The sequence below is a fragment of the Vibrio alginolyticus NBRC 15630 = ATCC 17749 genome, from assembly GCF_000354175.2.
Taxonomy (GTDB): Bacteria; Pseudomonadota; Gammaproteobacteria; order Enterobacterales; family Vibrionaceae; genus Vibrio; species Vibrio alginolyticus.
The window spans coordinates 3,322,147-3,334,467 of sequence record NC_022349.1 but is presented as its reverse complement, the minus strand read 5'-3'; the positions used below and the strand labels follow the sequence as shown (position 1 = coordinate 3,334,467).

The following is a 12,321-nucleotide window of genomic DNA, read 5'->3' as shown; positions in this document are numbered from 1 at the left end:
ATCAACCTCGTTGTATGTGAGGATAAATGGTAACTGACGGCTACTCTAAGTTTAGACCCAAAGCAAATCAAGGTCGTATGCGATCTTTTGCAAAATCCTGTGATAGCAAGCGAGCAAAACCTAACCAGCAGACAGATTATTTACAGATATATATTCTAATAAAAAACAAATTATTGTATTTTAATAAAGAAATTAACGAATTTTTAGGAATTAAACAATGCAAAATATCGGGATGTCGTCAAAACTCGACAATGTCTGCTACGACATTAGGGGTCCTGTACTCAAACATGCTAAGCGCATGGAGGAAGAAGGGCATAAAATCCTAAAGCTAAACATTGGTAACCCTGCCCCATTTGGTTTTGACGCCCCTGATGAGATTTTAGTCGACGTGATTCGTAATCTGCCGACTTCTCAAGGCTATTGTGATTCCAAAGGTATTTACTCTGCTCGTAAAGCTGTGGTCCAACACTATCAGCGTAAAGGTATACGCTCGCTAGATGTCGAAGATGTGTATGTAGGTAACGGCGTGTCTGAGTTGATCGTAATGGCCATGCAAGCGCTATTAAACAATGGCGACGAAATGCTGATCCCAGCACCAGACTATCCGTTATGGACAGCTTCAGTTGCACTATCTGGTGGTAAGCCGGTTCATTATCTATGTGATGAAGAAGCTGACTGGTACCCAGACCTTGAAGACATCAAAAAGAAAATCACACCAAAGACACGTGGCATTGTTCTGATCAACCCGAACAACCCGACAGGTGCGGTATACAGCCGTGACTTCCTACTTGAAGTGATTGAGATAGCACGCCAGCACAAACTGATCATTTTCGCAGATGAGATCTACGACAAAGTGTTGTACGACGGTGCAACACATACCTCAGTCGCCACACTCACTGAAGACGTGCTAGTCATGACATTCAATGGCCTTTCAAAAGCCTACCGTGTTTGTGGTTTCCGTGGTGGCTGGATGTTCTTAACGGGGCCTAAACATCTGGCTCAAGGGTACGTGAATGGCTTGGAGCTGCTTTCATCGATGCGTTTATGTGCAAACGTACCAATGCAACATGCCATTCAAACCGCGTTAGGTGGATACCAGAGTATCAATGAACTGATTTTACCTGGCGGACGCTTGTTAGAGCAGCGCAACCGAGCGTATGAACTGATCAATCAGATTCCTGGCGTTTCTTGTGTCAAACCTAAGGGTGCGATGTACCTCTTCCCGAAAATCGACACTAAAATGTACAACATCAAGAACGATCAACAGATGGTTTTAGATTTCTTAAAACAAGAGAAAGTCTTACTGGTGCAAGGTTCCGGCTTTAACTGGCCAAAACCAGACCACTTCCGCATCGTGACACTACCGCACGTTGAAGATCTAGAAATCGCCATTGGACGTTTTGAAAGATTCCTATCAACCTACAGCCAGTAATGAATCACTGGTAGTAATTAGTGCTGATCTCTCATATGCTTAGAGGAACTCCTAGTGAGTTCCTTTTTTACACCAGAAACGGAGAAAGCCATGAAAGAAAGCCATTTTTTCGCCCACCTGGCTCGAATGAAGCTGATCCAACGCTGGCCTTTAATGCGGTCCGTCTCACCAGAAAACGTTTCAGAGCATAGCTTACAAGTTGCTTTTGTCGCTCATGCCCTTGCCCTCATTAAAAACAAAAAGTTCGGCGGCAACCTTAATCCAGAACGCATCGCGATTCTTGCCATGTACCATGACTCCAGTGAAGTATTAACGGGTGATCTTCCGACTCCAGTGAAGTATTACAACCCTGAAATTGCCAAAGAATATAAGAAGATAGAATCGGCAGCGGAGCAAAAATTACTCTCAATGTTACCGGAAGAGTTCCGAGATGATTTTGCCCCCTATCTTCTTTCTCACTCTGCACATGAAGAGGACGCAAAAATCGTTAAGCAAGCCGATTCCATCTGTGCCTATTTAAAATGTCTCGAAGAACTAAGCGCCGGCAACCATGAGTTCGCTCTGGCAAAAAAACGCTTAGACGTCACTTTGCAAGAACGCAGAACGCCTGAAATGGATTACTTTCTCAATACCTTTGCCCCAAGTTTCGAATTATCGTTAGATGAAATCAGTTAGCTTACGGAGATAATCGTGTCGTTTGAATTACACCCGCAATGGCAAGAGCGCCATGATGATGAGCATAAAATCCGTCGAGACGACCATCGGAGCCCGTACCAACGAGACCGAGCGCGCATTCTTCACTCGGCTGCATTTCGACGCCTACAAGCAAAAACCCAAGTACACGGCAATAGCTTGGAAGACTTTCACCGCAGTCGGTTAACGCACTCCTTAGAAGCGTCGCAACTCGGGACCGGTATCGTCGCCCAGTTAAAGAAAAAACAACCAGAGTTCCGTGAACTATTACCATCAGACAGCTTAATTGATTCATTATGTTTGGCTCACGACATCGGGCATCCTCCATACGGTCATGGGGGAGAAGTCGCTCTAAACTACGTAATGCGCGAACATGGCGGCTTCGAGGGGAACGCCCAAACCTTTCGTATCGTCACTAAGTTAGAGCCTTATACCGAGCATTTCGGAATGAATTTATCACGCCGCACACTGCTTGGTTTGATTAAGTACCCTGCCCTCATTAGTCAAACACGCTCCGTCAAGTTGCCTCAACCAGCCGAGCATCAACGTAAACTAAAAGCAAAAGATTGGAGCCCAGCTAAAGGCATTTATGATTGTGATAAAGACTTATTTGATTGGGTAATTGCACCGCTTTCTGACAACGACAAGGCATTGCTTAGTCTGATGCGTTCAACGCCAGAATCGGAGTTTGAGCACAGTAAAACGCGTTTTAAATCACTCGATTGCTCAATCATGGAGTTAGCAGATGATATCGCCTACGGTGTTCATGATTTAGAAGATGCAATCGTACTTGGTATGGTGACACGTCAGCAATGGCAAGAAGGCGCAGCAAGTCAATTAGTGGACTGTGGCGACCCGTGGTTTGAAGCTCATATCGATTCCATCGGACAGATGCTATTTAGCGGTAAGCACCATGAGCGGAAAGATGCCATCGGTGGTATGGTTAACGCGCTACTGACCAGCATTTCAATCAAAGCGGTGGATGAGCCGTTTAATAACCCGTTACTGTCTTGGAATGCGTGTTTAGAACCACAGATGGCACGTGCACTTGACGTACTCAAGCACTTTGTCAGCACCTTCGTTATCCAAGTCCCGCAGGTCCAGATCGTTGAGTATAAGGGTCAGCAAATTATTATGGATATTTTTGAAGCGTTAACAGCAGACCCAGAGCGATTACTACCCGTTCATACAAAAGATCTGTGGTGTCAGGCGAAGAGCGAGAGCAATAAGATGAGGGTCATCGCCGATTATATTTCTGCAATGACCGATGGTCACGCGCAAAAGCTACACCGCCAACTTTTCTCTTCCATCGTTCTTTAGTAACACTCAACCTTTCAAGTAATTCTTTTCAAAAACGCCCGGAGGCATCTGGGCGATTTGGAATTCGATCATCTTTTCAAAGGCACGCATCAGCGGTGTAAAGTCTCGCTCGGGTTCAAGCAAGCGAAGCGAATGATAACCAGCCTCGACTGTCGATAAGCTATTCTCAGAGGGCGCCTTACGAATGGTGTAGTGCCCTTGTAGTTGCTTAGGCAACTGCACGGTTGGGAATGAATGTAAGTTGCTTGAGAGTTGCCACATTTTGTACGCTTTTTTCCACGTACCATCGAGCAAAATCAAACGTATTTTCTTAGATACACTATGACTCGCTTGAGTGATTTCAGAAATGCATCGTGACTCTTCTGATGGGTAAAGAACAAAATGTTGATATGACTTATCCGCTAATAAGTGATTTAAGACATCATCACAAGAAAAGTCCTCTCCTATCAAACAAATACAGTTATCTAAACTCAAATTGAGAATCCGTGCCGTACCAAGCGGACGATGTTCTTCACTCGTGTGCTGAAGAATGATAAGTTCTACCTCGCTTGCCAGCGGTACAATCCATTGGCAAATACACGCTTTTTGCGATTTTCCACAACGAGAACAATAACGAGACATAGAGTGAACCTTTATACCTTGCTGAGTATTATCAGCGTGATCTGTTTGATACTTCAATTTGAACCAATGGCAAGCCTAACCGAGTGGCACAGCTACAATATACGCCATGGTGAATGGTGGCGAATCGTAACAGGAAATCTCACACATACCAACTTTGCGCACTTAGGAATGAACCTCGCCGGATTGTGGATCATTACTTTTATTTTTCGCCCAAGCACTCGTAACTTCCTTATCGTTTTTTCAATCTTATGTGCATGTGTTGGTGCGCTGAATTTGTTTACCAACATGTCGGTATACGTGGGTTTATCCGGCGTATTACACGGATTGTTTGGATTTTGGGCGCTCAGAGAAGTCTTTGAAAGCAGAAGAAGCAGTGTGTTGTTAGTCGGAGGGCTAATCGCCAAAGTAGCATGGGAGCAGGTCTATGGCCCATCCAGCAGTACTGCTGAGCTTATCGGTGCAAACGTTGCTATTGATGCTCATATGTTTGGCGCACTCGGTGGGTTAGTAATGGCTTTACTGGAAAAAGGCCTTCGCCGTCGTTTATTCGGATAAAAAATCCCGAACCACGAAAGAGGGGCTGGTTCGGGAAAGCAGTAATAGGGAAACAGATATTGTTCTGAATTCAGACTCAATATCTGCAATACATCAAGCTACAGTAAAATGCGGTCTTCGTTTTTCTTAACTGTCGCTTCACCTATGCCTTTTACGCTCTTCAAATCTGCTGCCGTTTTAAAAGGGCCATGTTCCTCGCGGTAGTCCACTATACTCTGCGCTTTCTTCTCACCTATACCTTTCAACATGGTCGCAATTTCTTCAGCAGTGGCCGTGTTGATATTTACAGTAATTTCAATTCCTTCATATTTGTCAGTGGCTGAATCCGCAGCCATGCTAAAAGGTGCAAAAACAAATAAGCACAATGTCAAAATCCATTTCATATTGAACATACAATCTCCAAAATAGTAGGCTAAAAACAGTCGTCGAGAGCGAGTCACTATCAAGTTTGCAATGGAAAGCAATATGGTTATGCATTTAACAAACTGAGATGACCCGGAATTCACAACGGCCGCTATCACTTAAACGCGCACTAATTTAAGTAATGCCTATTGATGATTGAAGTTCATAAAGACAAAAATAAAACGGACCGCTTATGCGGTCCGTTTTATTCAACATACAAATTACACTAATTGTGCTTAGTTGCTCACAACAAAGTACTCAATGTCAGTATTTGCACGCAGTACGGCTAGTACAGATGATAAATCTTGCTGAGAAGATGCACGCTGCATTTGCATCGCAACTTGATCTTCTAACTCACTATCTAGCTCTGCGTTTACAGCATCAAGCTCGATGATAATGATGTTACCTTCAAGATCTTTAGACTGACCGTATACTGGTTTACCATCGACTGGTTTTGACATCGCGAATACCGTTGTTGCCAACGGAGAACGACGATCTACTGTCTCTTGTTCACCAAAGGCAAGATTGTTTTCAGCAAGCACGTTCGTCTTACCTTCTTTCAATGCCGCAACGACTTGTGTTCCAAGTTCCATCGCTTCTTGCTCACCTTTAACACGAGATAGCTCTGCAACAACCTGATCTTTCACTTCTTCTAATGGAAGAACTGTCTCGTCACGCGCATCTTCAACACGAACAACGATAATATGCTCAGGCGCAACTTCGATAGCTTCAGAGTTTAGGCCATCTTCTTTAACTTCAGGACTTAGGATAGCTTGCATTACCGCAGGGCTACGAAGCACTTCAGGTGCATCAACCTGAGAAATAAAGTCCGTTGTCTTCACTTCTTGGTTAACCGCTTGAGAAGCATCATACAATGAGTCTGGGTATTCAAACGCTACGCGCTCAAGCTCATTTTGCAACTCGTAGAATTGATCGATCGCTTGTTGGTCAACCATCTCTTGTTTGATTTCAGCAGCGACTTCTTCAAATGGCTTCGCCACAGAATCTTTTAGCTCTTCAAGCTTGATAATGTGATAGCCAAAGTCCGACTTTACTAGACCCGACGTATCGCCAGGATTCTTCAGTGCGAATGCCGCTTCTTCAAAAGCAGGGTCCATCACATCACGCTCAATCCAACCTAGGTCACCACCGTTTTCAGCGCTGCCAAAATCGTCAGATTTCTCTTGAGCAAGCGTCGCAAAATCTGCACCCGCGTTTAGCTCACCTAGGATAGCTTGCGCTTTTGCTTCATCGTCCCCTTCTACAAGAATGTGAGCGACACGGCGTTGCTCTTCTGAAGAGTATTTGTTTAAGTGCTCGTCGTAGTACTTTTTCACCTCAGCATCAGAAACATTAACTTGTTCCTTTAGCGCTTCAGCTGACAGTTCGATGTAAGAGACTTTAACCTGCTCTGGGCGTGTAAAGTTGTCTGGGTTTGCTTTGTAGTACTCTTGAATTTCTTCGTCGGTCAATTCAATATTTTTCGCAAACTCCGCTAAGTCGATCTGAATCGTGCGAATATCACGAGTTTGAGTGAACAGCTTGCCTTCTGCTTGTACTTCACCCGGCAGAATAAATTCACTGTTTTGTAGCGCATTCAGCAGTTGCTCACGAACCAATTCACGACGCATGTACTCAGCAAAAGAGTCTGGCGAAAAGCCTGCACGACGCAAAGAGGCTTGATAGATCTCTTGATCAAACTGACCATTAGATTGGAACTGAGGCATGTCTAGAATCATGCTACGCACTTGAGTGTCGCTGATTCGCAGACCCAAAGCTTCAGCTTGTTGGTCAAGCAACACGTCATTGATCATTCGATCTAAAACGGATTTGCGGAAAGATTCAACATATGCAGGGTCAGCCAGCATTTGAGAGAAGTAGTCACCCAACTGAGCTTGCATACGGTTACGCTCATTTTGGTATGCCATCTCGAACTCACCACGAGGAATCTCAGTGTTACCGACTTTCGCTGCAGAGTTGTTGCTACCACCAACGATGTAGCTACCTACACCTGCAAATACGAAAGACAGGATGATAAGTCCAAGGATAATTTTGACCGCGATGCTATTCACGCCTTCGCGTAGTCGATCCATCATAATTTAACTGCTCTCCACAATTGAAGCCTACTGCTTCTATCTAATAGAAATAATGGCGCAATAATATCAGAAAAAGAAATGCGCATCAGTATGATGCGCATAATTTAAGAAAGTTCGGCTCGAAGTTTGTAAATTTTTGTTCGAAACTTATTGTTTGAGCAAAAGTTAAGCAAATGGCCGGTTACAGAAAAAACGCCGTGATTAGTTACAAGCGTCTTTCAGTGCTTTACCAGCTTTGAAAGCTGGTACTTTTGCTTCTGCGATTTGGATTTCTTCACCAGTTTTTGGGTTACGACCAGTACGTGCAGCACGAGTGCGAACGCTGAATGTACCAAAGCCAACTAGAGCGACTTGATCACCAGATTGAAGAGTTCCGCTTACTGCTTCGATGAATGCATCTAGAGCACGACCCGCTGACGCTTTAGAAATATCTGCATTTTCTGCGATTTGTTCTACTAACTGAGTTTTATTCACTGTAATTTCCCCTTTGTGTCATCTGTGATTATTTTTGTGATGACTTTCGTTCCATTGTTAAGAAAATATGCTCCACCCCTTATTCATCAAGGGCTGGCAGCTATCGAAACTAACTTAGCGCCCAAAAAAAACGCTGACAAGCCTTTTTGGGCTTATCAGCGTAAACTTTTACTTATTTTTGCTACACATCACTATTTTTGAGACTCAAACTCAACGCCCGTCGGGTCTCGCTCTAGTGCGACTTTCAGTACTTCATCAATCCACTGTACAGGGATAACTTTCAGATCAGCGATAACATTATCAGGAATCTCTTCCAAATCACGCTCGTTATCTTTTGGAATTAGCACTGTCTTAATGCCACCACGGTGTGCCGCAAGTAACTTCTCTTTTAGGCCGCCGATAGGTAGAACCTCACCACGCAGTGTGATTTCACCCGTCATCGCTACTTCTGCTTTCACAGGGTTGCCTGTCAGAGAAGAAACCAATGCCGTACACATTGCTGTACCCGCACTTGGGCCATCTTTTGGTGTCGCGCCTTCCGGTACGTGTACGTGAATATCTTTCTTCTCGTAGAAGTCAGTATTGATACCTAGCTTTTCTGCACGAGAGCGAACCACTGTCATTGCTGCTTGGATAGACTCTTGCATCACATCACCAAGAGAACCCGTTTGTGTCAGCTTACCTTTACCTGGCATTGATTGAGTTTCAATCGTTAATAGATCGCCACCCACCTCTGTCCAAGCTAGACCAGTTACTTGACCAATTCGGTTACTTTCATCCGCTTTACCGTAATCGAAACGTTGAACACCTAAGTACTCTTTTAGGTTGTCCATCGTTACCGTTACTGACTTGATGTCCTTATCCAGCAAGATATTCTTCACTGCTTTACGGCAGATCTTAGAAATCTCACGCTCTAAGTTACGGACACCCGCTTCACGCGTGTAGTAACGAATGATGCCAATAATCGCAGAATCTTCAATGACGATCTCATCCGCTTTCAAGCCATTACGCTTCACTTGTTTATCAACAAGGTGACGTTTTGCAATGTTCAGCTTCTCGTCTTCGGTGTAACCAGATAAACGAATAACTTCCATACGGTCTAACAATGGGCCCGGGATGTTCATCGAGTTCGATGTCGCAACAAACATAACGTCAGAGAGATCGTAATCCACTTCTAGGTAGTGATCGTTGAACGAGTTATTCTGTTCAGGATCAAGCACTTCTAGTAGAGCCGATGCCGGATCACCACGCATATCTGAAGACATTTTGTCGATTTCGTCCAATAAGAACAGCGGGTTCTTCACACCAACCTTCGACATCTTCTGGATCAATTTGCCTGGTAATGAGCCGATGTAAGTACGACGGTGACCACGAATTTCCGCTTCATCACGCACACCACCCAACGCCATACGAACATACTTACGGCCTGTAGCTGAAGCAATTGAACGACCAAGAGACGTTTTACCTACACCAGGAGGACCAACAAGACAAAGGATAGGACCTTTTAGCTTGTTGATACGGTTTTGAACAGCCAGGTATTCAAGGATACGTTCTTTGACGCGTTCTAGACCGTAGTGATCTTCATTAAGAACCTCTTCTGCTTTCGCTAAGTTTTTCTTAACTTTTGAGCGCTTAGCCCAAGGAACGCTGACCATCCAATCGATGTAGCTACGAACCACTGTTGCTTCAGCAGACATTGGAGACATCATCTTAAGCTTTTGCAGCTCTTGCTCTGTCTTTTCACGTGCCTCTTGAGGCATTTTTGATTCGTCAATCTTCTTCTGTAGCGTTTCGAACTCGTCTGGTGCGTCTTCCATCTCACCAAGTTCTTTCTGAATCGCTTTCATTTGCTCATTCAGATAGTACTCACGCTGAGATTTTTCCATTTGCTTTTTAACGCGACCACGAATTCGTTTTTCAACTTGCAGCAAGTCGATCTCTGATTCCATCTGGCCCATCAGGAATTCCAGACGCTCAGTGACGTCAACAATTTCAAGTACTTGCTGCTTATCTACCAACTTTAACGGCATATGAGCCGCAATGGTATCCGCTAAGCGTGCGGCTTCGTCGATACCATTAAGTGACGTTAGCACTTCTGGTGGAATCTTCTTGTTTAGCTTAATGAACCCTTCAAACTGATTAATCGCGCTGCGAACAATCACTTCTTGCTCACGCTCATCCAATTCTGGCGTAACAACAAATTCAGCTTCCGCTAGGAAGAAGTCACTCTCTTTAAAGTGATTGATTTTTGCTCGCTGCTGGCCTTCGACCAATACTTTTACTGTGCCATCCGGAAGCTTCAAGAGCTGGAGAATGGTGGCTACCGTACCTACGTCAAATAGGTCGTCAACCGTAGGCTCGTCAGTATCCGCTTGCTTTTGTGCCACAAGAAGAACTTGTTTGTTGGTTTCCATCGCCGTTTCTAGACAGCTAATCGATTTCTCACGACCAACAAACAATGGAATAACCATGTGTGGGTAGACCACTACGTCACGTAGAGGTAGTACCGGGATCTCGATACGCTCGGAACGTTCCAAGTTCATATAATTCTCTCTTCCGCTTTCACGTTTAACGTATTACTTAAGGCAGTATATGGGGGCTAATTGTTTGGATTCAATAAGAGAAATAAAAAAAGGAGGTAATTACTTACCTCCTTTTTCATTATGGCTGAATTTACTCTGCTCCAGCTGCCTGATTGTCTGCGTTACTGTAAATAAGCAGTGGCTCTGACTCGCCATTAATGACGGACTCATCAATCACGACTTTACTAACGTCTGTTGCAGATGGTAATTCGTACATGGTTTCAAGTAGCACGCCTTCAAGAATCGAGCGTAAGCCACGAGCACCTGTTTTACGCTCCATTGCTTTTTTCGCGATAGCGCGCAGCGCATCTTCACGGAATTCAAGTTCAGCGTTTTCTAGCTCAAACAATGCTGCATATTGCTTGGTCAGTGCGTTCTTCGGTTCACATAGGATCTGAATCAACGCTTCTTCATCAAGCTCAGTCAGTGTTGTTGTTACAGGTAGACGACCAATGAATTCTGGAATGAGGCCATACTTCACTAAGTCTTCAGGTTCAACTTGAGTAAATAGCTCACCTACCGTCTTCGATTCATTCTTCGAACGAACTTCAGCACCAAAGCCAATACCTGTACCTGTTGCAACACGCTGCTCAATCACTTTGTCTAAGCCAGCAAAAGCACCACCACAGATGAACAGGATCTTAGATGTGTCCACTTGTAGGAATTCTTGCTGAGGATGCTTACGACCACCTTGAGGTGGAACCGATGCAACCGTACCTTCGATAAGTTTTAGTAGCGCCTGCTGAACACCTTCACCAGATACGTCACGCGTAATAGATGGGTTTTCAGCTTTGCGTGAAATCTTATCAATTTCATCAATGTAAACGATGCCGCGTTCCGCTTTAGCTACATCGTAATCACATTTTTGCAGAAGCTTTTGGATGATGTTTTCAACGTCTTCACCTACGTAACCGGCTTCGGTTAGTGTCGTCGCGTCTGCCATTGTAAATGGCACATCCAAGAATCGAGCTAATGTCTCCGCAAGTAGTGTTTTACCGCTACCTGTAGGACCAATTAGAAGGATGTTACTCTTACCAAGCTCCACACCTTCGCTCGTTGTATCACCATTGCGTAAACGCTTGTAGTGGTTATATACCGCAACTGCGAGCACTTTTTTCGCGTAATCTTGCCCGATCACATAGTCATCAAGGTGTTCACGGATCTGTTTTGGCGTTGGTAACGCTTCAGATTCTTTCTTAGGGAGAACATCCTTGATTTCTTCGCGAATAATATCGTTACATAAGTCGACACACTCGTCGCAAATGTACACTGACGGACCTGCGATTAGCTTGCGAACTTCGTGCTGACTTTTGCCGCAGAAAGAACAGTACAGCAATTTACCGCTGCCACTTTCTTTGCTTTTATCTGTCATTCGCTAACCTCTTAGCCTTTACTCTTCATGAATGAGTGTATATCAATTTTTGCCAAAATGCGCTGGCAAATTACTCGCCACGGTGGCTTAACACTGCATCCACGATACCGTATTCCACAGCCTGCTCTGATGACATGAAGTTATCACGATCAGTATCGCGCTCAATGACTTCAAGAGGTTGGCCTGTATGTTCTGCTAACAACTTGTTTAGCTTCTGTTTAATCGTCAGGATTTCCTGAGCATGGATTTGGATATCAGAAGCTTGACCCTGGAAACCACCCAATGGTTGGTGGATCATTACACGAGAGTTAGGCAGTACGTAACGCTTACCTGGCGCACCACCTGCAAGCAGGAAGGCACCCATTGAACATGCTTGACCCATACATACTGTGCTCACATTTGGCTTAATGAACTGCATGGTGTCGTAAATAGACATACCTGCTGTTACGCTGCCGCCTGGTGAGTTGATGTATAGGAAAATATCTTTATCTGGATTTTCAGATTCTAGGAAAAGTAGCTGAGCCACGACAAGGTTTGCCATGTGGTCTTCCACTTGACCCGTTAAAAAAATCACGCGCTCTTTCAGCAGACGTGAGTAGATGTCGTAAGAACGTTCGCCTCGGGAAGTTTGTTCAACCACCATTGGTACTAGCGCGTCCATAATTGGCGACATTGCATTTTTTTCTTGGTAGCTCATATTCTTATGTCCCTAAAATAAATGGCCCGGATGATGACTATCATACGGACCATTGTTAGCAGAATAGTTAACGTTAA

11 protein-coding genes are annotated in these 12,321 nt (G+C 44.4%); 4 read left to right on the top strand and 7 right to left on the bottom strand.

The annotated features are described in order from the left end of the window. Nucleotides 1-217 precede the first annotated feature (217 nt). The 3 genes from N646_RS15305 (at nt 218) to N646_RS15295 (ending at nt 3,445) form a co-directional block, all read left to right on the top strand. Nucleotides 218-1,432: a pyridoxal phosphate-dependent aminotransferase gene (locus N646_RS15305; RefSeq protein WP_005384283.1), complete on the top strand. Its 1,215-nt coding sequence runs from the start codon at nt 218-220 to the stop codon at nt 1,430-1,432. 90 nt (nt 1,433-1,522) lie between these two features. Continuing rightward, complete coding sequence (gene yfbR, locus N646_RS15300) at nt 1,523-2,107, top strand: 5'-deoxynucleotidase (protein ID WP_021707675.1); 585 nt, start codon at nt 1,523-1,525, stop codon at nt 2,105-2,107. A gap of 15 nt (nt 2,108-2,122) precedes the next feature. Further along, nucleotides 2,123-3,445, top strand: coding sequence for an anti-phage deoxyguanosine triphosphatase (locus tag N646_RS15295; RefSeq protein WP_017819918.1), 1,323 nt, complete (start codon nt 2,123-2,125; stop codon nt 3,443-3,445). A gap of 6 nt (nt 3,446-3,451) precedes the next feature. Here the strand turns inward: N646_RS15295 and N646_RS15290 are convergent, their stop codons facing one another. After that, nucleotides 3,452-4,066: a tRNA-uridine aminocarboxypropyltransferase gene (locus N646_RS15290; RefSeq protein WP_017819919.1), complete on the bottom strand. Its 615-nt coding sequence runs from the start codon at nt 4,064-4,066 to the stop codon at nt 3,452-3,454. A 3-nt stretch (nt 4,067-4,069) separates the two neighbouring features. On the opposite strand from N646_RS15290, the gene rrtA reads away from it, so the two are divergent. Then, complete coding sequence (gene rrtA, locus N646_RS15285; RefSeq protein WP_005382331.1) at nt 4,070-4,621, top strand: rhombosortase; 552 nt, start codon at nt 4,070-4,072, stop codon at nt 4,619-4,621. A 98-nt stretch (nt 4,622-4,719) separates the two neighbouring features. On the opposite strand, the gene N646_RS15280 is transcribed toward rrtA, so the two are convergent. The 6 genes from N646_RS15280 to clpP form a co-directional block, all read right to left on the bottom strand. After that, the gene (locus tag N646_RS15280) at nt 4,720-5,004 is read right to left on the bottom strand and encodes a ComEA family DNA-binding protein (RefSeq protein WP_031777211.1); all 285 of its coding nucleotides are present in this window, start codon (nt 5,002-5,004) and stop codon (nt 4,720-4,722) included. Between the two features lie 255 nt (nt 5,005-5,259). Continuing rightward, on the bottom strand, nt 5,260-7,119 hold the full coding sequence (ppiD, locus tag N646_RS15275; protein ID WP_017819920.1) for a peptidylprolyl isomerase: 1,860 nt from the start codon (nt 7,117-7,119) through the stop codon (nt 5,260-5,262). A gap of 201 nt (nt 7,120-7,320) precedes the next feature. Then, entirely contained in the window at nt 7,321-7,593 is a 273-nt protein-coding gene (locus tag N646_RS15270) for an HU family DNA-binding protein (RefSeq protein ID WP_005382341.1), read from the bottom strand. 191 nt (nt 7,594-7,784) lie between these two features. Continuing rightward, nucleotides 7,785-10,136, bottom strand: coding sequence for an endopeptidase La (gene lon, locus N646_RS15265; RefSeq protein ID WP_005384300.1), 2,352 nt, complete (start codon nt 10,134-10,136; stop codon nt 7,785-7,787). Between the two features lie 130 nt (nt 10,137-10,266). Then, on the bottom strand, nt 10,267-11,547 hold the full coding sequence (clpX, locus tag N646_RS15260; protein ID WP_005382345.1) for an ATP-dependent protease ATP-binding subunit ClpX: 1,281 nt from the start codon (nt 11,545-11,547) through the stop codon (nt 10,267-10,269). Between the two features lie 70 nt (nt 11,548-11,617). Next, nucleotides 11,618-12,244, bottom strand: coding sequence for an ATP-dependent Clp endopeptidase proteolytic subunit ClpP (clpP, locus tag N646_RS15255; RefSeq protein WP_005382347.1), 627 nt, complete (start codon nt 12,242-12,244; stop codon nt 11,618-11,620). Between the last annotated feature and the right edge of the window lie 77 nt (nt 12,245-12,321).

What these genes read in the sequence shown, in the direction of transcription:
- N646_RS15305 (WP_005384283.1), top strand. Translation starts at nt 218, where the DNA reads ATGCAAAATATCGGGATGTCGTCAAAACTCGACAATGTCTGCTACGAC.
- yfbR (WP_021707675.1), top strand. Translation starts at nt 1,523, where the DNA reads ATGAAAGAAAGCCATTTTTTCGCCCACCTGGCTCGAATGAAGCTGATC.
- N646_RS15290 (WP_017819919.1), bottom strand. Translation starts at nt 4,066, where the DNA reads ATGTCTCGTTATTGTTCTCGTTGTGGAAAATCGCAAAAAGCGTGTATT.
- N646_RS15280 (WP_031777211.1), bottom strand. Translation starts at nt 5,004, where the DNA reads ATGAAATGGATTTTGACATTGTGCTTATTTGTTTTTGCACCTTTTAGC.
- ppiD (WP_017819920.1), bottom strand. Translation starts at nt 7,119, where the DNA reads ATGATGGATCGACTACGCGAAGGCGTGAATAGCATCGCGGTCAAAATT.
- lon (WP_005384300.1), bottom strand. Translation starts at nt 10,136, where the DNA reads ATGAACTTGGAACGTTCCGAGCGTATCGAGATCCCGGTACTACCTCTA.
- clpX (WP_005382345.1), bottom strand. Translation starts at nt 11,547, where the DNA reads ATGACAGATAAAAGCAAAGAAAGTGGCAGCGGTAAATTGCTGTACTGT.
- clpP (WP_005382347.1), bottom strand. Translation starts at nt 12,244, where the DNA reads ATGAGCTACCAAGAAAAAAATGCAATGTCGCCAATTATGGACGCGCTA.